The sequence below is a fragment of the Nonomuraea candida genome, from assembly GCF_000725485.1.
GTDB classification, from domain to species: Bacteria; Actinomycetota; Actinomycetes; order Streptosporangiales; family Streptosporangiaceae; genus Nonomuraea; species Nonomuraea candida.
In genome coordinates, this window is record NZ_JOAG01000040.1 from 21,560 (window position 1) to 42,029 (window position 20,470).

Below are 20,470 nucleotides of genomic sequence, written 5' to 3' on the forward strand. Positions count from 1 at the left end.
CTCCCCTATCCAGGCGACCGGAGCAGCTTGAAGGAGCTCGCGATCTGGTCGAACTCCGCGGCGCGCTTGCGGTGGCAGGTCGACCGGCAGCCGATGAGCAGGACGGAGACCGTGGCGCCCCGCCCGTCGAGGACGGCGGTGTGGTCGAACGTCTGTGTGTCGCGGCCGATCTGGTAGCTGAAGCGGACGCGCACGCCTCTGGCGCCGTCGTCCAGGGTCAGGACCTCGTCGCTGATGGGCTCGAAGTCGTGGAGGAGCGGCGGCCGGCCCGTCATCACCGCCTGCTGCAGATAGGCCCGGCGCGTGTCCCGCGTCACCGGCAGGATGAAGTCGCGCAGCCTGTTCAGGGAGATAGAGTCCCGTTGCTCTGCGGTGAGCTGGTGCACGGTGGCGTAGACGAACGGCTCCGCCGAGCCGAGCAGGTGCTCGACCGACGGGTCGGCCGACCGGTCGAAGGCGGTCGACCAGACCCGCTGGGCCCGCAGCAGCGCGGCCTGGGAGTCGGGATGGTCGCCCGTCAGGTAGAGCTCGATGGGGCTCGCGTCGAGCCGCGTGAACGTGGCCGGCACCTTGAAATACGTGGTCCCGGCCCTGTCCTTCACGTAGGTGAACTCCGGCTGCCCGCACGCGGACGCCGCCAGGATCGCGGCCGTGAGCGCGACCAGAGCCCGTGCCTTTTTCACGAGGGCCTACCTCCGGCTTTACGGACCGACGGAGTTGTTGTGCCCGCTTTCAGATGGAATGAGCCCTATGTGCGGTGAGAAATCTTGACCAAATCTTGGCCGTAGGCTGGCTTTACTCGTTACAGATCCTCCGGCCGCCTACGTCTGGGTGATGCCGCCGCGCGGCAACGTTCGTGCAACCCCCATTGGTTCAACACGGGAAGTAGCGAAAGATATGAGGATCTCCTTCCGACACCCCCGGAGCGCGCAAATGACTGAACCCGCCATGGAGACCGTCGACTCCTTCGGCCTGACCGCCGAGCGTCAGTTCGCCGACGTCTGGTCGAGGCCGGTCCTGTCGGTCAAGGAGCGCCGCCTGCTCCTCATCGGGCTCCTCGTCGGCCAGGGGCTGCACGAGATGACGGACGTGCAGCTCGACGTCGCGCTGCGCGCCGGCGAGACGAGCGAGGCCGAGCTGCGGGAGGTCGTGGTCTTCCTCACCCACTACGCGGGCTGGGCCCGGGGGGCGAAGCTGAACGACCAGGTGGAGGCGCTGATCGAACGGGTCAGGCGGGATCGATGCGATAGACCGGGCCCTGGAGACTGAGCGCGTACAGCTCGCCGTCGGGGCCCTCGCCGAACGACGAGAGCTGCTCCACCTCGCCCACCTCGGCCGAGGCGGCCGGATCGGCCACCGGCGCGGCCCTGACCCAGCCGGCGCAGAAGTCGCCGTACAGGAACCGGCCCCGCAACCAGGGGATCTTCTCGCCGCGGTAGACGTGGCCGGCGATGACCGAGCAGTTGCCGCCCTCCTTGAGCGGGTAGACGATCACGGGGTCGACGAGGCCGGCCCCTCCCCCGCCGCCCTGGAAGGGCTCCTTGCCCTCGCGCAGGTTCCAGCCGTAGTTCTCGCCGCCCTTCGAGCCGGCCGGCTGGTGGTCGACCTCCTCCCACGCGTTCTGCCCGACGTCGCCGATCCACAGGTCGCCGGTCTCCCGGTCGAAGCTGAACCGCCAGGGGTTGCGCAGGCCGTAGGCCCAGATCTCCGGCCGCGCGCCCGCCCTGCCGACGAACGGGTTGTCCTCGGGCACGGTGTACGGCCTGCCGCGCGGGTCGATGCGCAGGATCTTGCCCAGCAGCGTGCCCAGGTCCTGGCCGTTGCCCTGGGGGTCGCCCGCGCTGCCGCCGTCGCCGAGCGCGATGTAGAGGTGGCCGTCGGGGCCGAAGGCGAGCTGGCCGCCGTTGTGGTTGGCGTACGGCTGGTCCTGGGTGAGCACGTCGCGCCTGGCGGTGGCCCGCTCCCCGTCGTAGGCCCATTCGGTGACGTGGGTGCGGCCGGCGGCGTCGGTCCAGTCGAGGTAGACCCAGCGGCCGGTGGGGTGGAAGGCGACGCCGAGCAGCCCCTGCTCGTTGCCCGTGCTCACCTCGCCGGACAGGTCGATCACGGTCGTGCCGTCGGTGGTGCGCAGCCGGCCCGTCTTCTCGGCCACGTAGAGCCGGTCGTCGCCCTTGCGCACGGCGAAGGCGACCGGCTGCTCCAGCTCGGCGATGCGGGTGAACCGCAGCCGCTCCGGCGCGGGGGCCGCGGACGCGGACGGCCGCGGGGCGGTCGCCCCGGGGGCGTGGGTGGCCGAGCCCGCCGGCGCTTGCGAAGCACACGCGGTGAGGGCCGCCAGGAGGAGTACTGCCACGACGAGGCGCACGTCGTCCATCCTGCCACGGACGTTAGGGTGCAGGCATGCCTACCGCACTGATCACTGGCGCGACCTCCGGAATCGGCGCCGCCTTCGCCCGGCGCCTGGCCGCCGACGCCTACTCCCTCGTCCTCGTGGCCCGCGACGAACTGCGCCTGACCAGGACCGCCGACCAGCTCAAGCTCCGCTACGGCGTGAGCGTCGAGGTGCTGCCCGCCGACCTGGCCACCGAGGAGGGCCTGTCCAGGGTGGAGTCGAGGTTGCGCGACGGCGTCGACCTGCTGGTCAACAATGCCGGGTTCGGCAACGCGGGCCGGTTTCCGCACGTGCCGGTCGAGAACGAGGTCCGCATGCTGAAGGTGCACTGCGAGGCGGTGCTGCGGCTGACGCTGGCGGCGCTGCCGGGCATGCGGGAACGCGACCGGGGCGCGATCGTGAACGTGGCGTCGGTGGCGGCGTTCTTCACCCGCGGCACCTACAGCGCGTCCAAGGCGTGGGTGGTCAACTTCAGCGAGTCGGCCGCGAACGAGGTGGGCAACCCGCGCATCAGGATCATGGCGTTGTGCCCGGGTTTCGTGCGCACCGAGTTCCACCGGCGGGCCTCGATGGACGCCTCGGGCATCCCCGGCTTCCTGTGGCTGAAGGCCGACGACGTCGTGCGCGAGGCGATGCGCGACCTGGCGCTGGGCAGGCGGGTGTCGATCCCCGACCTGCGCTACAAGGCCATCGTGGCGGTCGGGCGGCTCGTGCCCCGGCGCCTGCAGGCCGCCGTGTCGTCGCGGATCGGCCGCTGACCTGCTTCAGCAGGCCCGCCGATCTGGGGGAAAGGATGGGCCCCCGCCGCGGGAGGGGGTCGCGGTGGGGGCCCGGACGGTCGTGGGCTGGGCCCACGACCGGGAATCAGGAGTCAGCGGTCGCTCAGCGGTTGGCCTCGTGGCCGATCGACAGGCCGGAGGTCGGGTCGAAGAAGTGCAGGTTGTGCGTGTCGACGACCAGGTCGATGTTCTGGCCGGGACGGACGTGGCTGCGGGCGTTGACGCGGGCGGTCCACAGGGACTTGTCGCCCGTCAGCGGCAGCGTCGCCTCCTCGTCGTCGCCCGTGTCGGCGGCGGCGACGGTGTCCTTGTGCTCCACCGGCGGGGCGTCGATCAGGAACAGCACGTTGATCTCGGAGCCCAGCTCCTCGGTAACCTCCGCCTTGACGGGCAGCGTGGCCCAGCCGTTGGCGTGGTTGCCCGCGGAGGCGGCGTCCTCGAAGTCGGAGGGGCGGATGCCGAGGATGACCTTCTTGCCGATGTACTGGTCGAGGCCCGGCTTGTCGGAGAAGGCGGACTCGGGGATCGGCAGCTTGATGCCGGCGAAGGAGACGGCGGTGCCGCCGTCGCGGACCAGCTCGGCGGTGACGAAGTTCATCGAGGGCGAGCCCATGAAGCCGGCGACGAACAGGTTGACCGGCTTGTCGAACAGGTTCTGCGGGGTGTCGACCTGCTGGAGCAGGCCGTCGCGCAGGACGCAGACGCGGTCGCCGAGGGTCATGGCCTCGACCTGGTCGTGGGTGACGTACACGGTGGTGACGCCGAGGCGCTCGTGCATCTGGTTGAGCGAGGCGCGCATCGAGACGCGGAGCTTGGCGTCCAGGTTGGACAGCGGCTCGTCCATGAGGAAGGCCTGCGGCTCACGCACGATGGCGCGGCCCATGGCGACACGCTGGCGCTGACCACCGGAGAGGGCGGCCGGCTTGCGCTTGAGGTAGGTCTCCAGGCCGAGCATCTTGGCGGCCTCGTTGACGCGCTTCTGGATCTCCGGCTTGGGCATCTTGCGGAGCTTGAGGCCGAAGGCGAGGTTCTCCTCGACCGTCATGTGGGGGTACAGCGCGTAGTTCTGGAAGACCATCGCGATGTCGCGGTCCTTCGGCGGCAGGTGGTTGACCACCTTGTCGCCGATGGCGATCTCGCCGCCGCTGATGTCCTCCAGGCCCGCGATCATCCGGAGCGCGGTCGACTTACCGCAACCGGAAGGACCGACCAGCACCATGAACTCGCCATCCTTGATCTCAAGGTTGAGCCCGTTCACGGCCTTTACGCCACCGGCGTAGATTTTGTCGACGTTCGTCAGAACGATGGATGCCATGACATTCCTTCGCGCTCCAGGGCTGTGGCCCGGACGTTGGTTCTGAGGATCCACCGGCGGGCCCTGCCCCCGCGTCCGTGGATACGTTTTCAAGCATCTCACCCGAAACGGACATCGGTGTCAAGGGTTACGGCGTGACCAGCCTTTGCGGGCTCCGGCGGCTTCCGGTTTCCGTGGAAGCATGATGGAATCGTTTCCATGGAGAAGCGGGCGACGATCAAGGATGTGGCAGAGGCGGCCGGCGTGGGCGTCGCGACCGTGTCGCGGGTGCTGTCGGGCGGCTCGGCCAGCCCCCGCACCCGAGAGCGCGTGCTGGCCGTCGCCGCCCAGCTCGACTACCGCCCCAGCGCCCTGGGCCGCAACCTGCGCCAGCGCCGCACCGGCGGCATCGGCCTGCTCGTCCCCGACCTCACCGACACCTTCCACGCCCAGCTCGCCGAGGGCGTGCTCGCCTGCGCCCGCCCGGCCGGCGAGCCGGTCGTGCTCGGCTCCACGGGGGGCGATCCCGAGCAGGAGTCCGAGCTGATCGGCATGCTGCTGGAGCAGAGCGTCGACCGCCTCGTCGCGGTCCCGTCGGGCGACGAGGAGACCTGGGCGCCGGCCATCCGCGCGGGCATGACGGTGGTCTTCGCCGACCGCCTCCCCGCCGGGCCGCCCGCGGCCGACGACGACCCCGCCGCGGCGGCCGTCGACGACCTGCTGCTCCTCGACGGCCTGGCCCCCGCCCCGCCGCCGCCGGGCCGCGCGCTCGACGTGCCGTCCGTGGTGGCCGACGACCGGGCGGGCATCCGCACGGCGGTCCGCTACCTGCGCGGCCTGGGCCACAAGCGCATCGCCTTCCTCGGCGGCCCCGGCCACGACCGGCGGGCGGCGGCGTTCAGGGAGGCGGTGGGCGCGCCGGTGGACGAGGAGCTGGTGGTGTTCGGCACCGGCAGCCGCGACTCGGCCTACGCCGCCGCCTCGGGCCTGTTCCAGAGCCGCCCCGACCTGTCGGCGGTGGTGGCCGGCGGCAACGTGCTCGGGGAGGCGGCCGTGCTGGCGGCCAGGGAGCTGGACCTGCGGGTGCCGAGGGACGTGTCGCTGGTCATGTACGACGACGTGCCCTGGGCCGAGCTGTGCTCCCCGCCCCTGACGGTCATCGCCCAGCCGGGCCGCGACATGGGCTACCGCGCGGCCGAGCTCGTCCTGCGCTCGGGCGGCCGCAGGCAACGCTCGGTCGTCCTGCCCACGGAGCTCATCATCAGAGGCAGCTGCGGCCCCCACCGCTGACCGCCTCCCCCACTCAACCGGGCACGACACCGAGCTCGACCAGCAGCCGCCACACCTCCGTCGAGGGACCACGATCGACAACCTTGCAGCCGTCCCCGTGCCCCGCCCTGCCGGTGCAGACCATGCCGGGGCAGTTGGTGATCAGCGACCTCGCCCGGCTGACGGCCGCGGACTCCCTCCCGCTCAGCGCAGCCGGCGCAGCGGCGTCGAGATGCTTGTCGAAGCCCTTGAACGCCTTGTGTGCGGCCCTCAGCCGATCCTGGACGTTCCTGGAACTCAAGGAGCCGGACACGCCCGCGACGAAGTGCAGCAGCAACCACAGCTCGAAACAAGGGTGGGAGAACGCCACGCGCACCCCCGCCGATTCGGCACGCTCATAGGACTGTGCCACTCTGCTGTGGTCGTCCCTGTCGAAGAACGCCCACACTTGCTCACGCCGGGGATCGTCCAGCTCGTCGAGCTTGTCCAGCGCCCAGCTCACGACTTCGTCGGGCTTGAGCCCCTTGCGCTTCCAGAGCACATGGATCTCGAACGTACGCGGATCGCCGGCGAACCGTTCCTCCAAGTAGCCCAGGTAGTCGCGTTCGGTGCTCTCCCCTTCGACGACCGCGTACACGACCTTGCGTTTTCTGCCCTCGGCGACCACCCGGGGCACCCGGGCTCCACCCGGTGGTGGGCCCTTCTTTCTCACCCGGGTCAAGCCTCGCCTCCGGCCGTGCGTCGTTCGATCTCCAGGGCCATGTCACCGAGCCCGATGTGGGGGACGCCGCCGTACCGGCCGCGCAGGTATCCGCGTTCGAGACTTTCGTCGGCCCGCACGCCGACAGAGGTGAGCGGATAGAGCTCCGATTCGCCCGTGCGGCGCTTCTCAGTGATCCACACCTGCTCCCGATCGAGCGGGCGCTCGACGTGCGCCCTGCTCAGCAGGGTCACGTCATGGCCGGTGAAGACGAGCTGCGCCCCATGGGGGTTGGCCACGGGATCTTCGAAGAGTCGCACGACTTCGGCGACCAGCAACGGATGCAGGCTGGAGTCGAGCTCGTCGACCAGCAGCGCCGCCCCCTCGTCAAGAGCTTCGAGCAGCGGCCCCAGGAAGGCGAACCAGGCCAGCGTGCCGAACGACTCCTGCTGTCCCATGTCGAAGGGGACCGGGCCGTCCTTGCCGCGGTGGACGAGGGAGACCTCCGGTGTCTCGTCTCCCCGGTCATCGACCTCGACCCCGACGACTCCGAGGTCGGCGACGCCCAGCAGTCCTTCGACCCGTTGCCGGAACTCGGGCCGCAGCAGCCGCCATCGCGTGGCGGCATCGCGTTTGCGCAGGTCGTCGCCGGGCCCGACGAGCCAGAGGTTGTGCTTGAACCAGTCATGCAACGGTGCGAGCTGTCTGAGGTGCAGTGACCCCGCGGCCGTGAGGAACAAGGCGTTCGGCCTGGTGTAGTCGATCACCGGCCGCTTGGCGCCCTTCAGCCAGTCACTGGGAAAGCGGTATTCCCCGGCGCCGCTCCCAAGACGGTCGGCGTCACGTTCGAACCAGACCTGGCGGCGACGGCTTCCCCGAGGGTAGACGTGCAGCCATTCCGTCTCCACCCTCTCGTCGGACACCTCGAACCCGTAGACGTGCCTGTCGCCCCCGAGGACGACGTCCACCTCGAACAAGGAGGCGTCACCTGACGCCTCCTTTTCGAGGGCGAACGGCCTTCTCGGCACGCCCTCGGCACGCGCCCAGTCGGCCACGGAATCGAGAACGGCGTGCCGCATCCAGCGCATGGCGCTCAGCACGTTGGTCTTCCCCGACGCGTTGGCCCCGAAGATCGCGGCCACCGGAGAGACATTCAGGCCCGCGACGGAGCGGGCGGCGCGGTCACCGCCGTCAGGAGCGAGCAACGACAGCTCGAACTCCTCGCGAAAGGACAGGACATTCGCGGCCCGGAACCCCACGAGCATGTCACGCTCCTCTGCGAAGACCAGCTCTGCGTCCTCAGTTTATGCCTTCCTTGGAGGAAAATCCTCGAATATCGCGTCGAAATCCGTACTACAGGCTGGTCACCGAGGTTATCTCAGCGTCGCCCCCAGCCCCCGGCGGTGTAGCGGCGGGGGAGGATCATGACGGGGTTGTCGTCGAGGATGATGTCCGGGGGGCCGAAGCGGGCGGCGGCCTGCCTGATCTCCGGCTCGTCGAGCAGCAGCAGCCGGCCCTGCTCGACGAAGACCTCCCCGTCCACCACCACCGTCGGCCGGTCCACCTGGCAGTCGCAGTGGGCGTAGCCGGGCTCGGTGGGGTCCGGCACGCCGCCGGTCAGGCCGTCGATGCCGCAGTAGAAGGCCCCGGCGTGCTTCTCCCGCTCGAACTGGGCGCCGCCGGCGATGCGGACCTTCGGGTTGAGCCCGAACAGGCCGTGGCGCATGTAGTAGCCGCCGGGGGCGTAGCGGCGCAGCTGCGCGGCGGCGGCGCCGCCCTCGATCTTACGGACCACGTTGCCTTCGAGCGTGATGCGCAGCGGCTCCTCCGGCACGCCGGTGACGGTGCTGTCCTCGACGACGATCACGCCCTCGGTCTCGGCCGGCCAGAAGTTGGCGCCCCCGTACGGGAAGGGCCGCCAGTCGCCCGGACGCAGCCCGCCGGGGCCGGGGTCCTCGAAGGTGAGGCCCGAGAACGTGACGTCCGTCCCCCGCGCGGAGGTCACCCTGATCGAGGAGGCCGGCGAGAGCTGCCGCAGCGCCCTGGCCAGCACGGCGTAGAAGACCTCGACGGGAAACCGGGCGCCGGTCAGCAGCGCGCCGGCCGTGGCGGTCATGTGGAGGGACAGGAAGCGGGCCGAGCGCGCCCTGATCTGGTCGAAGAAGAGCGGCGCCGTGTGCACCTCGCCCCACCAGGTGCCGCTGATCACGACGTCGGCCTCCTGGAAGGCGGCCGCCTCGATGCGCAGGGACGCCTCCCTGTCCCACCCGCCCGCGCTGAACGGCGGCACCGACAGGATCCGCACGTCCGCGTCACGCAGCGCCGCCGCGGCGGCGATGGCCTGCACCACCACCGGGTCAACGGTGTGCTCCATCAGCAGCAGCACCCGCTCCCCCGGGACCAGCCGGACGTAGTCGCACAGGTTGCGCACGCCGGGCATCAGCTCGACGATCGAGTACGGGGCCACCGCCGGCTCGGCGACGTAGCTGAAGGGCGATCCGGAGTACGGGTTCATCGTCATCGCGACCTCCTCTGGGCGAGCGTTCGGCGGAGCGGCGGCGAATCGGCCACAGCGTGGATCGATACCCGGCGTGACGAGCTACGTACCGTGCTCGGCCCACTACTGTCCAGGTTGTTTCCCGTCCTGGGGAGCGGCCAGGACGGGACATAAGGTGTGTTTTTATGCTTTTCGGCAGATCGGCGGAGATCGCCGCCATTGACGACCTGATCTCCCGGGCCCGCGACGGCGCGGGCGCCGCCCTCGTGCTGAGCGGGGCGGCGGGGGTGGGCAAGACGGCGCTGCTCGGCGCGGCGGCCGCCAGGGGCGGCTCCATGCGGGTGCTCACCACGATCGGCGTCGAGCCCGAGTCCGACCTGGCCTTCGCCGCCCTGCACCAGCTCCTGCGGCCGGTCGCCGGCCTGCTGGACGCGCTGCCCGGCGGCCAGCGGGAGGCGGTGCGCGGGGCGCTGGGGCTGGGCGGGGACGGCCGCGGCGACCGGTTCCTGCTGGCGGCCGGGGTGCTGTCGCTGCTGGCCGAGGCCGCCGCGCCGGACGGGCTGCTCTGCGTGGTGGACGACTTCCAGTGGGTGGACCGGGCCTCCGCCGACGCGCTGCTGTTCGCGGCCAGACGGCTGGGGACGGAGCGGATCGCCATGCTGCTGGCGGTACGGGGGGACGCGGCGGCCTTCGTCAAGGGCGTGCCGTCGGTGGAGCTCGGCGGCCTGCCGGAGCCGGCCGCGCACGAACTCCTGGAGGCCGCCTCCCTCCGGCCCGCGACCGCACCCCCCGCGGAAGACGGGCCTGCCTCGAACGACCGGATTCCGCCCGCTACGGGCCCGGACCGCACGCCTCCGGGCGGGTCGCGGCCGGGCGATGGGGTGGCGGGTTGGGGCGGGATGGTCTCCGCCGGGGTCAAGCGGGAGCTCGTGGCGCTGACCGGGGGGAACCCGCTGGCGCTGCGGGAGACCGTACGGCTGCTGAGCCCGGACCAGCTCGCCGGCCGCGAGCCGCTGCCCGACCCGCTGCCCGGCGGCGCCCAGCTCTTCGGCGAGCAGGTGGCCGCGCTGCCCGCGCCCGCCCGGCTGGTGGCGCTGCTCGCGGCCGTCGAGGGTGACCTCGACCTGGTCCTGCGGGCCGCCGAAGGGATGGGCGCGGGCCGGGCGGCGCTGCACGAGCTGGAGGCGGCCGGGCTGGCACGCGTCGAAGGCGCGGCCGTACGCTTCCGCCACCCCCTGATCCGGTCGGCGGTGTACGAGGCCGCGACCCCGGCGGCCCGCCGCGAGGCGCACGCCGCGCTGGCCGGGCAGGCCGGCGGGGAGCGCAGGGCCCGGCACCTGGCGGCGGCGGCGCTCGGCCAGGACGAGAGCGTGGCCGCCGCGCTGGCCGAGTCCGCCGCGCGGGCCCGCGACCGCGGCGGGTACGGCGATGCCGCCACCGCCCTGGCCAGGGCCGCCGAGCTGACCCCCGACCCGCGGACCAGGGCGGCCAGGCTCAAGGACGCCGCGGTGGCCGCCTGGCTCGGCGGCCGTCCCGGGCGGGCCGGATCGCTGCTGGCCGAGGCCCGCGAGCGCGCCGGGGACGACGCTGCGCTGGGGATGGAGATCGCCCAGTTGCGCGGCCGGTTCGAGCTGAACTCCGGCAGCGCCGCCGAGGCCATGCGGATCCTGGCCGCGGGCGAGAGCCTGGGCATGCTGGCCGACGCCGCCGAAGCGGCCTCGTACGTGGGCGACAGCGCCGCCATCGTCGAGATCGGGCGGCGGGCGGCCCCCTTCCCCGAGGGCTTCCTGCGGGACGTCCTCACGGGCATCGGCCTGATGCTCTCCGGCGACGGCCCGGCCCCGAGCGCGGACGGCGGGGAAGGGCTGCTCAGGCGGGCGCTCGGGAGGACCGGGGAGCTGACGGAGGCGGCCGAGTTCCTGTGGGCGACGGCGGCGGCGAGTTACCTGGGCGAGGCGGACCTGGCGGCCGAGCTGGCCGCGCGGGCGGGCCGGGTGGCGCGGATGTCGGGGATGATCGGCCAGCTGCCGGTGGTGCTGGAGTTCGTGGCCACCGGCGAGCGGGTCGCCGGGCGGCTGGCGGAGAGCCGGGCCCTGTCGGAGGAGGGGCTGGAGCTGGCCAGGGAGGCCGGCTACACCAACACGGTGGCCGCCCACCTGGCCAATCTCGCGGTGCTGGCCGCGCTGCGGGGCGAGGAGGAGACGTGCCGGCGGCTGGCCCAGGAGGCGCTGGCCATCGCCATCCCGCACCGGGTCGGCCTGCGGGTGGGCATGGCGGAGTACGCGCTGGCCATGCTGGACCTGGGGATGGGCCGCTTCGCCGCCGCCCATGGCCGCTTCGCCGCGATCGCGGTGGCGGGCCCCGGCGCCGGGCATCCGACGGTGGTGTGGCGCTCGGCGCCGGATCGCATCGAGGCCGCCGTGGGCGCGGGCGACCTGGAGGGCGCGCGGGTGGCGCTGGAGGCGTACGAGCGGTGGTCGGCGAGCGCGGTCAGCCCGGGGACGAGCGCCCTGCTGGCCCGGTGCCGCGCCCTGGTGACGCCGGACGAGGACCCCGGCCCGCTGGAGGCGGCGCTGCGGCTGCAGTCCAACCCGTACGAGGCGGCCAGGACCGGCCTGCTGCTGGGCGAGCGGTTGCGGCGGGCGCACCGCCCCGGCGACGCGCGGCCGTACCTGAGGAGCGCGCTGGAGACGTTCACGCGGATCGGCGCCCGGCCCTGGGCGCGCCGGGCGCAGGGCGAGCTGCGCGCGGCGGGCGAGGGCTCGCCCGGTGAGGGCGGGTTCCCGGCGGGGACGGCCGACGAGGGGGCCGAGGAGGCGCCGGGCTCGGTGCTCGCGGCGCTGACGCCGCAGGAGCTGCGCATCGCGCGCCTGGTCGCCGACGGGCTGTCCAGCAAGGAGATCGCCGCGCAGCTCTTCCTCAGCCCCCGCACGGTCGAGTACCACCTGTACAAGATCTATCCGAAGCTCGGCATCGGCACCCGTACTGAACTGGCGCGGCTAGTAGTTCTACGGAAGGCGCCGGCGGCGGGACAGGACATGCTCTGAGCATGCAAACGGTGAACATCTGGAGTGAAGAGTTCGGCGCCCCCACCGACGAGCCGATCCTGCTGATCATGGGGTCGATGTCGCAGGGGATCCTGTGGCCCGAGGAGTTCGTGGGCAGGCTGGCCGCCGGGGGGCGGCGGGTGATCAGGTACGACCACCGTGACACCGGCCGGTCCGGCACGGTGGATTTCGCGAAGGAGCCGTACACCTGGGACGACATCAAGGACGACGTGCTGCGGGTGATGGACGCGCACGGTCTGGACAGCGCGCATCTGGTCTGCCATTCGGCGGGCGGGCTGCTGGGCCAGCTGATCGCGGTGGAGCGGCCGGAGCGCGTGCGCACGCTCACCGTCATCGGCTCCTCGCCGCTCGGCGGCGGTGAGGGCGCGGTCATCATGCGGGCGCTCATGGGACAGCCGCAGCCGGAGGGCAGCCTGCCCGAGCCGACGCCCGAGTTCGTGGACTTCTTCCGCGCCATGATCACGAACCCGCCGCCGGCGGACCGGCGTGAGCGCATCGAGGCCATGATCGCCGAGCAGCGCGTGCTGCACGGCACCGCGCTGCCGTTCGACGAGGACGCGGCCCGCCGCCTCCAGGAGCGCGTCTACGACCGCGCCCGCGACCTGGACGCGGTCGTCAACCACCGCCTGGCCGCCGCGGCGAGCCCGGACTTCGAGCCGGTGGGCGTGCTGCACCGCGTCAAGGCGCCCACGCTGGTCATCGAGGGCACCCACGAGCCCGCCAAGCCCGGCCACGGCGCGCTCATCGCCGAGCGGATCCCGGGGGCGCGGCTGATGATGGTCGAGGGCCTCGGGCACACGCTGCCGCCGGAGGCGCACGAGGAGCTGGCCCGGGCCATCCTCACCCACACCTCCGGCGACCGCCGGTAACGCCCGGCCGCCCACCGGCGACCGGCCACCGGCGGACCGGCGGTGGCCCTGCGGCCCGCCCGTCACCGCCGGTCGCCTCGCGAACCGCCGGCGGACGGCGGTGTCAGAGGAGGCGTTCGATGGCCGAGGTGATCGCCGGGTCCTCCGGGGTGGTGCGGGGACGGAAGCGGGCCACGACCCGGCCCTCGCCGTCCACCAGGAACTTCTCGAAGTTCCACTGCACGTCCCCGGCCTCGCCCTGCTCGTCGGCCGCCCGGGTCAGCTCGGTGTAGAGGGGATGCCGGTCGGGGCCGTTGACGTCGGCCTTGGCCAGCAGCGGGAAGTCCACGCCGTACGTCGTGACGCAGAACCGCTCGATCTCCTCGGCCGTGCCCGGCTCCTGGCCGGCGAACTGGTTGCAGGGCATGCCGATCACGGTGAAGCCGCGCGGGCCGTACCGGCGCTGGAGCTCGACCAGGCCGCCGTACTGCGGGGTCAGGCCGCACTTGGAGGCCACGTTGACGATGAGCGCGGGCTTGCCCTGCGCGAGCTGCGCCAGCGTGGTCGGCGCGTCGGAGAGGGTGCGGAGCGGGATGTCGGTGAGGCTCATGTCCGCCGAGACTACCGAACGCCGTTCCGGCCCCCAGAACCAGTCAGGGCGATAAATGTGACACAGCCCTCATTTTCGGGTCAAAACCCCAGAAAAAGGTATATATCGAGATCTTTACTGACGATCTACCTTTTCATGGTCAATTCGCAGTAAAGGTAGTTCTTCGGGCAGGGTGGCGCGGTCCACGAAACCCCTCGAAAGGGATCCCGCATGCCCATGCTCCGCCGAATCGGCGCCCTGGCCCTGACCGCCACCCTGGTGGCGACGGGCGGCGCCACGGCCGCACAGGCGCAGAGCTCCCAGTCCAGCGGCAGGAACAAGGCCCTCGCCAAGCCCATGGCGGCCTCGCGTGGCTGGGACGGCGCCCAGTTCACCTGCCTGGTCAGGCTCTGGGCCAGAGAGAGCGGATGGAACCACCGCGCCGCCAACGGCTCAGGCGCCTACGGCATCCCGCAGGCGCTTCCCGGCCACAAGATGGCCTCCTCCGGCAGTGACTGGCGGACCAACCCGCGTACGCAGATCAAGTGGGGGCTCGGCTACATCAAGCAGCGCTACAGCTCGCCGTGTCGCGCCTGGGGGCACTTCCAATCCCACCGTTGGTACTGAGCCAAACCCCAGGCTTGCCCGCTGATTGCGGCAAGGCCGTGCCAAAGGGTCGGCGGACCGGGCAATCCCGTTCCAGCGAACCGGCACTCAGTCCGCAACGATCACGCAAACACCTGTCCTTCGCGTGTCCCGGTATATGACCCGCGGTGATGGCGCGTAATAGGAATCGTGCCAAAGGACACGTCGCGGTGCCCTCCGGGCCGTCCAGCATGATCGGGCGGAAGCAGGATCCCGGGGGGCCACGCGGACCCTCCTCGTCCGGGCCACGGACGCGGACGGCGGGGCGCCTGCCGAGTGCGCCCGTCCGCACGCGACCCGACCGTGAGGATCACGTTGGACGGCAAACGCGCGCTCAGCGGCACAATCGTCTCGTTCACCGCGGTGACCACATTCGGCACCGCCCTACCGGCCAGGGCAGAAAGCGGGCCTGCGATCAGGACCCGGACCTGGACCACGTCAGCGCAACCGAAGATGGCGGCCGTCCGGCCGGCCAACAGGAACAAGAAGATCGCCCTCGGCCACGTCGTGCAGCGGGCCTGGAACTACCGCGAGTTCCGCTGCCTGGACAACCTGTGGACCAGGGAGAGCAACTGGAACCACAAGGCGCTCAACCACTCCTCCGGCGCGTACGGCATCCCGCAGGCCCTGCCGGCCGGCAAGATGAGCGGCGCGGGCAGGGACTGGAGGTCGAACCCGGAGACGCAGATCCGGTGGGGCCTGGCCTACATCAAGGGGAGGTACGGCAGGCCGTGCGGCGCCTGGGGGCACTGGAAATCGCACAACTGGTACTAGCCGGCTCAGGAGGGCATCCGGAGCCGCTCACCGGGTGCCCTCCCGACGCCCCGCGTACGCCTCGATCGCCGTGATCAGCAACTCCAGGCCGAACTCGAACTCGGCCTCGTGGTCGCACTCCCCCAGCAGCTCCGACAGCGAGCTGACCTCGGGGAACAGCACGGGATCGACCCCGTCGGCGTTGATGGTGCGGGTCTGGGCGGGGGCGAACGTGGGCGTCACGCCGACCTCGCGCAGCAGCGAGCCCACGATGTAGGCGACGAACATCCGCACCATCCGCACGGCGTCGGCCCCCTCGAACCCCGCCTCGCGCAGCGTGGCCAGCGCCCGTTCGACGGGCAGCAGCCCGGCGGCGGAGTGGAGCTGGCGGCTGACCACGAGCATGGTGGAGCGCGGGTGGTGGTGGGCGATCTGGCGGAAGGCGCGCGCCTGCTCGCGCACGCGCTCGGTCCAGGGCGCGCCGGGGTCGTCGGTGAACTCGATCCGGCTCAGCACCGTCTCGGCCACCCCGTTGAGCAGGGCGTCCTTGTTGGGGACGTGGTTGTAGAGCGACATGACCCCGACGCCGAGCTCGGCGGCGATGCGCCGCATGGAGACGGCGTCCGCGCCCTCCCGCTCGATGAGGTCGATGGCCGCGGCGACGATGCGTCCTCGGGAGAGGGGCTCGCTGGGCATGGCTCATTCTACGGAGCTGATTCTATGGAGACGCGCCCGCCGCGACGATCTCACCGGGCAGACTGGGAGACGTGCGGCAGATCCTCACCTATCGCGACGCCGTGGTGCTGCTGGGCGGGCCGAGCACGCTCACGAGCGTGCTGGACAAGGCCTCCTCCCTCGCGCTGTTCGGCATGGGCGCGATCGACCTGTTCGACGCCCGCGCCGAGGCGGTGCGGCTGGGCGACGCGTTCCTCCGGGGGCTGCGCGACAAGGTCAAGGGCCTGAGCCGCTACGACACGACGCAGCGGCTGGCCGCGGCGCACTCGGTGATCGTGATCACGGCCTATCTTGAGGCGCTGGCCGAGATGGACGTGCTGCGCGAGCTCTCGCCCGCGGACCAGCGCAAGCTCACCGGCACCGACGCGTGGCTGCCGCTGCACGCCCACATGCCGATGCCCGACGCGGCCCTGCCGTACGAGACCGTGCTCGCGGAGCTGAAGTTCGAGTACGACCAGTTCACCGGCCCGCTGATCGACTTCCTCAGCGGCCTGGCCTGCTGGGACGGCTGGGACGAGACCACGAGGAGCCGGCTGCGCACCGGCATCCCGGAGCGGGCGATCCGCAGGTACGAAGAGCTGTTCCGCCGGCTCGTGGCCGAGTTCCCCGAGGTGGCCTGCTGGTTCGACCGCATCGACCACCAGGCCACCCGGGCCGAGGTCAGGAACCTGGCGCAGGGGCTGGCCGGCGTGCAGGACCAGCTCGCCAGGATCTCCTCCGGCCGCCGCCCGTCCGACCGGCTGGCGGCGCTGGTCCGGTCGAACCGGGCCGCGCTCGGCCGCCCGATCATGTCGCCCGCCCGCACGCCGGCCGGGATGACGATCCCCACGCTCGACCAGGGCTACGTCAACCCGGGCTACCGGCTGTGGTATTCGCCCAAGCCGGTCACCTCCGAGGTGGAGTGGGCGCAACGGCCGCGCCGCGACGACCTGGACACGTTCCTGGCCGGGCATCTCACGCTCCCGTACGCCACCGAGTCGCCCCTGCTGGTGCTCGGCCAGCCGGGGGCGGGCAAGTCGGTGCTGACGCGCGTGCTGGCGGCCCGGCTGCCGGCCGGCGAGTTCCTCCCGCTCCGGGTCGAGCTGCGCGCCGTGCCCGCCAACGGCGACGTGCAGGCGCAGATCGAGCACGGCATCCGGGCCGCGCTGGACGAGCCGATGTCCTGGCCGGAGTTCGTGCACGCCGCCGAGGGCGCCCTGCCGGTCGTCATGCTGGACGGCTTCGACGAGCTGCTGCAGGCGACCGGCGTGAATCAGACCGACTATCTGGAGCGGGTCACCGAGTTCCAGCGCGACCAGGCGGAGAAGGGCCGCGCCCTGGCCGTCATCGTCACCTCCAGGACGGCGGTGGCCGACCGGGCGCACGCGCCGATCGGCACGGTGACGATCCGGCTGGAGCCGTTCGACGACGACCAGATCCGGCGCTGGGTCACCATCTGGAACCGGGAGAACCAGCGCTATTTCGCGACGCGGGGCCTGCGGCCGCTGCCCCTGGACAAGGTGTCGGCCGTGCCCAAGCTCGCCGAGCAGCCCCTGCTGCTGATGATGCTGGCCCTCTACGACGCCGACGCCAACGCGCTGCGCCACATGCGCGAGGACCTGCACGAGGCCGAGCTGTACGAGCGGCTGCTGCACGGCTTCGCCGCCCGCGAGGTCGGCAAGTCGCGCCCGTACCTCGACGAGGCGGAGCTGGACCGGGCCGTGGAGGACGAGCTGCTGCGGCTGTCGATCACCGCGTTCGCGATGTTCAACCGCGGCCTGCAGTGGATCGCGGAGCACGACCTGGAGGCCGATCTGCAGGCCCTGCACCCCCAGGAGCCGCGCCGGCCGCAGGGGTTCCGCCGCGCGCTGACCCGCGCGGAAGGCGTCATCGGCAGCTTCTTCTTCATGCACACGACGCAGGCCCTGCGCGACCACGAGCGGCTCAAGACGTACGAGTTCCTGCACGCGACGTTCGGCGAGTACCTGGTCGCCCGGCTGGTCGTCAGGGAGCTCGCCGACATGGCCGAGGAGCTGGCCTTCGCCGAGTCGCGCCGCCGCCCCACCCGCCCGGACGACGCCTTCCTGTACGCGCTGCTGTCCTTCGCCGCCCTCTCCGGCCGCGCCCCCGTCGTCGGCTTCCTCCGGCACGGCCTGGTCCACACCCTGCCGCCCGCGCACCGCCCGCTGCTGACCCGCTACCTGTGCGAGCTGTTCGCCGAGTCGCTGCGGGCCAAGCAGAGGCCCGGCTACGACGCCTACGAGCCGGTGCCGGCCGAGCTGACCGCGCGCTGCGCCGCCTACAGCGCCAACCTGATGCTGCTGGCCGTGTTGTCGTCCGACGAGCCGATCGCGGGCGCGGAGCTGTTCCGCGAGGAGCAGCCGGAGCAGGCCAATGAGCGGTGGCGCCGGATCTCCCGGCTGTGGCACTCCCAGCTCACCCGGGCCGAGTGGGACTCGCTCACCCGCACGGTCAGGGTGCGCCACTTCCTGAGCGGCGAGGCCCGGCGGATGGAGGTGTCGTTCGAGCGCGACCCGGTCATCGGCCTGGACGAGCTGGTCTTCTTCACCTGGCCGGGCAACGCCATGGCCGGCTACCCCTACGCCATGCGCTCCAAGCGGGTGGCGTGGATGCGGGAGATCTCCTTCCGCGACGACACCGCGCTCGGGCACCTGTTCACCGGCCTGTTCCCCTACCTGGCCGAGATCGACGACGACCTCGACGCCCATCCGGACGGTCACGTCGCCGCGCTGCTGGCGATCCTGCTGGCCAAGGCCCCGAGCGGCGCCGCGTACCGGCGGGCGGTGACCCGCGGCCCGAGCTGGGAGTACGTGGACCGGGTGCTGCGGCAGCTGGAGCTGGACGCCCGCCACCTGCCGGGCGAGCAGGTGGCGGCGATCGTCACCGTCGCCTGCTCGCGCTGGACGGGCCCCGACCGCCTGCAGCGGATCGTCGGCGTGCTGGCCGGCCGCCCGGACGTGGACGACCGGCTGGTGGCCCACCTGTCCGGGCTAGTCGCGCGGCAGGCGCAGGACCAGCCGGGTTTCCGGCCCCTCGGCCACGTGGAGGTCGCCGCCATGGGCGCGGGCGATGTCCCTGGCGATGGGCAGCCCCAGCCCGCTGCCCCCGGCGTCCCGTGACCGGGTGCGGTCCAGCCGGGTGAACCGCTCGAACACCCGCTCCCGCATCTCCTCGGGGATGCCCGGCCCGTCGTCGGCCACCTCCAGGATCGCCTCGCCGGCGCGGCCGGTCACCGTGACGCGGACCATGGAGTCGCCGTACCGGTCGGCGTTGGACAGCAGGTTGGTGAACACCCGGGCCAGCCGCAGCCGGTTCCCCCGCACGTGGACGCCGGGCTCCAGGTCGAGGGTCACCGGCAGCCGCCCGGGCCGCCGGGCGACCTCCTCCTCGACCAGCCGGCCCAGCTCGAACCGGTCGTCGCCGGGCTCGGCGCCGGCGTCCATGCGGGCCATCAGCAGCAGGTCGCCCACGATGTCCGACAGCCGCTGCGCGTCGTCCAGCGCCGCCCGCCAGTCGGCCTCGGTGCGCTCGTCCAGCCCCGCCTCCAGCCGCACGATCAGGGCCGTGATCGGGGTGCGCAGCTCGTGGGAGGCGTCGGAGACGAAGCGGCGGTTCCGTTCGACGGCGTTCTCCAGCCGGGCCAGCGTGTCGTTGACGGTGACGGCCAGCTCGGCCACCTCGTCCCCGCCCGGGGGCACCTCGACGCGATCGCCGAGGTCCTCGGCGCTGATCCGCTCCAGGTCGCGCCGGATGCGCTCCACGGGGGCCAGCACGCGGCCGACGCCGTACCAGGCGGCCCAGCCCATCAGCGCCAGCAGCAGCGCGGCCGAGCCGAACAGCAGCGCGGGCAGGAAGGACGTGCGCAGCAGGAACGGCTCCCGCACCGCCGCGTAGGCCACGACGGGTCCGTACGGGGTGGCGCGGTTGCTGGTGCCCACGACGATCAGGCAGCCGTGCGGGCGGCAGACCCGGTCGTCGACCCGCGAGTCGCCCCCTGAGGGCCGGGCCCGGGTGAGCGGTGGCCGGCCGGCCAGCTCGGCGCTCGCGGCCACCACCCGGCCGCCGGAGTCGACGATCTGCAGCAGCTGCACGCCGTCCTGGGGCGGGATGGGGGCGGGCAGGCGCCGGGTGTCGATCATCGTGGTGAGGTGCCGGCTGGCCTTGGCCGCCTGGGCGGCGAGGTCGGCCCGCGCCCTGGCGGGGTAGGTCAGCGAGATCGTCCCCACCCCCGCCAGCAGTATGACGCCGAACGAAACCACCGTCGCGATCGTCATCCGGGCCCTGATGGAGCGGCCGTGCACCATGTGTCCGACTGTGCCACGAGCCGGACAAATCGCTGGTCAGACGCGCCGGGCGGCGTGGAAGCGGCGGTGCAGCTCGCGGACCTCCCCGGCCAGTTCGGGCACCGGTCCCTCGACGACCACGCCGGGGGCGACCTCGTTGACCGGCAGGGGGCGCACCGGCGCGGGGGGCACGTCCAGCTCGGCCAGCCAGCCGACGAGCTGGGCGGAGGAGGTGGCGTAGACGATGCGGCCCAGGCCCACCCAGGCGTGCGCGGCGGCGCACATGGGGCAGTGCTCGCCGGAGGTGTAGACGGTGGCGGCGGCGCGCTCCTCGGGCGTCATGTGCTCGGCCGACCAGCGGGCCAGCTCGAACTCCGGATGCCGGGTGTGGTCGCCGCCGGCCACCCGGTTGTGGTCCTCGGCCAGCACCTTGCCGTCGCCGGAGACCAGCACGGAGCCGAACGGCTCGTCGCCCACCTCCAGGGCGCGCGTGGCCAGTTCGACGCAGCGCCTCAGGTGGGACAGCTCAGATGGATCGATCATGAATCTCCCTACTTCAACACGTCACAACATGGGTTAGGGCCTGCCGGAAGTGCATGAGCTTTCATGTTTCCCCAC

General features: G+C 72.2%; 17 protein-coding genes and 1 pseudogene. 8 read left to right on the plus strand and 10 right to left on the minus strand.

Annotation, left to right across the window (positions count from 1 at the left end):
• Positions 1-5: 5 nt before the first annotated feature.
• Positions 6-683, minus strand: coding sequence for a hypothetical protein (locus IO39_RS32635; RefSeq protein ID WP_043631173.1), 678 nt, complete (start codon positions 681-683; stop codon positions 6-8).
• A gap of 250 nt (positions 684-933) precedes the next feature.
• Between IO39_RS32635 and IO39_RS32640 the strand changes: the two genes are divergently transcribed.
• Complete coding sequence (locus tag IO39_RS32640) at positions 934-1,269, plus strand: carboxymuconolactone decarboxylase family protein (protein ID WP_245642435.1); 336 nt, start codon at positions 934-936, stop codon at positions 1,267-1,269.
• Here the strand turns inward: IO39_RS32640 and IO39_RS32645 are convergent.
• Positions 1,229-2,374 carry a PQQ-dependent sugar dehydrogenase gene (locus IO39_RS32645; RefSeq protein WP_052423649.1) on the minus strand — a complete coding sequence of 382 codons (1,146 nt, stop codon included), beginning with the start codon at positions 2,372-2,374 and terminating at the stop codon, positions 1,229-1,231. The two genes, IO39_RS32640 and IO39_RS32645, sit on opposite strands and share 41 nt — an antisense overlap.
• A 26-nt stretch (positions 2,375-2,400) precedes the next feature.
• On the opposite strand from IO39_RS32645, the gene IO39_RS32650 reads away from it, so the two are divergent.
• Positions 2,401-3,150: an SDR family NAD(P)-dependent oxidoreductase gene (locus IO39_RS32650; protein WP_043631176.1), complete on the plus strand. Its 750-nt coding sequence runs from the start codon at positions 2,401-2,403 to the stop codon at positions 3,148-3,150.
• 124 nt (positions 3,151-3,274) lie between these two features.
• Here the strand turns inward: IO39_RS32650 and IO39_RS32655 are convergent, their stop codons facing one another.
• Entirely contained in the window at positions 3,275-4,486 is a 1,212-nt protein-coding gene (locus IO39_RS32655; RefSeq protein ID WP_043631178.1) for an ABC transporter ATP-binding protein, read from the minus strand.
• Positions 4,487-4,684: 198 nt separating this feature from the next.
• On the opposite strand from IO39_RS32655, the gene IO39_RS32660 reads away from it, so the two are divergent.
• Entirely contained in the window at positions 4,685-5,755 is a 1,071-nt protein-coding gene (locus IO39_RS32660) for a LacI family DNA-binding transcriptional regulator (protein ID WP_043631181.1), read from the plus strand.
• Positions 5,756-5,768: 13 nt separating this feature from the next.
• On the opposite strand, the gene IO39_RS51180 is transcribed toward IO39_RS32660, so the two are convergent.
• From IO39_RS51180 to IO39_RS32675, 3 genes are all read right to left on the minus strand, one after another.
• Entirely contained in the window at positions 5,769-6,446 is a 678-nt protein-coding gene (locus IO39_RS51180; RefSeq protein ID WP_169789163.1) for an RloB family protein, read from the minus strand.
• Between the two features lie 5 nt (positions 6,447-6,451).
• Positions 6,452-7,699, minus strand: a complete 1,248-nt coding sequence (locus IO39_RS32670; RefSeq protein ID WP_043631184.1) for an AAA family ATPase — start codon at positions 7,697-7,699, stop codon at positions 6,452-6,454.
• Between the two features lie 113 nt (positions 7,700-7,812).
• Positions 7,813-8,955, minus strand: a complete 1,143-nt coding sequence (locus IO39_RS32675) for a 2,5-dihydroxypyridine 5,6-dioxygenase NicX family protein (RefSeq protein WP_043631187.1) — start codon at positions 8,953-8,955, stop codon at positions 7,813-7,815.
• 161 nt (positions 8,956-9,116) lie between these two features.
• On the opposite strand from IO39_RS32675, the gene IO39_RS32680 reads away from it, so the two are divergent.
• Complete coding sequence (locus IO39_RS32680) at positions 9,117-11,978, plus strand: AAA family ATPase (protein WP_043631190.1); 2,862 nt, start codon at positions 9,117-9,119, stop codon at positions 11,976-11,978.
• Between the two features lie 2 nt (positions 11,979-11,980).
• Positions 11,981-12,868, plus strand: coding sequence for an alpha/beta fold hydrolase (locus tag IO39_RS32685; RefSeq protein WP_043631193.1), 888 nt, complete (start codon positions 11,981-11,983; stop codon positions 12,866-12,868).
• A 103-nt stretch (positions 12,869-12,971) separates the two neighbouring features.
• Here the strand turns inward: IO39_RS32685 and IO39_RS32690 are convergent, their stop codons facing one another.
• The gene (locus IO39_RS32690) at positions 12,972-13,457 is read right to left on the minus strand and encodes a glutathione peroxidase (protein ID WP_043631196.1); all 486 of its coding nucleotides are present in this window, start codon (positions 13,455-13,457) and stop codon (positions 12,972-12,974) included.
• Between the two features lie 216 nt (positions 13,458-13,673).
• Here IO39_RS32690 and IO39_RS32695 point away from each other — a divergent pair, with 216 nt between their 5' ends.
• Together IO39_RS32695 and IO39_RS53205 are read left to right on the plus strand one after the other, a co-directional pair.
• Entirely contained in the window at positions 13,674-14,063 is a 390-nt protein-coding gene (locus tag IO39_RS32695) for an aggregation-promoting factor C-terminal-like domain-containing protein (protein WP_043631361.1), read from the plus strand.
• A 321-nt stretch (positions 14,064-14,384) separates the two neighbouring features.
• The gene (locus tag IO39_RS53205; protein WP_245642436.1) at positions 14,385-14,855 is read left to right on the plus strand and encodes an aggregation-promoting factor C-terminal-like domain-containing protein; all 471 of its coding nucleotides are present in this window, start codon (positions 14,385-14,387) and stop codon (positions 14,853-14,855) included.
• Between the two features lie 27 nt (positions 14,856-14,882).
• Here IO39_RS53205 and IO39_RS32705 read toward each other — a convergent pair whose 3' ends face one another.
• Positions 14,883-15,530 (minus strand): TetR/AcrR family transcriptional regulator, encoded by a 648-nt coding sequence (locus IO39_RS32705; RefSeq protein ID WP_043631199.1) that lies wholly within the window; start codon positions 15,528-15,530, stop codon positions 14,883-14,885.
• Positions 15,531-15,601: 71 nt separating this feature from the next.
• Here IO39_RS32705 and IO39_RS59925 point away from each other — a divergent pair.
• Positions 15,602-16,189, plus strand: a pseudogene (locus IO39_RS59925) (NACHT N-terminal helical domain 7-containing protein); the annotation flags it as partial.
• Between the two features lie 2,370 nt (positions 16,190-18,559).
• Here the strand turns inward: IO39_RS59925 and IO39_RS51930 are convergent.
• Both IO39_RS51930 and IO39_RS32720 read right to left on the minus strand, forming a co-directional pair.
• Positions 18,560-19,873 (minus strand): sensor histidine kinase, encoded by a 1,314-nt coding sequence (locus tag IO39_RS51930; RefSeq protein WP_063765383.1) that lies wholly within the window; start codon positions 19,871-19,873, stop codon positions 18,560-18,562.
• Positions 19,874-19,909: 36 nt separating this feature from the next.
• Positions 19,910-20,395, minus strand: a complete 486-nt coding sequence (locus tag IO39_RS32720; RefSeq protein WP_043631201.1) for a nucleoside deaminase — start codon at positions 20,393-20,395, stop codon at positions 19,910-19,912.
• Positions 20,396-20,470: the final 75 nt, after the last annotated feature.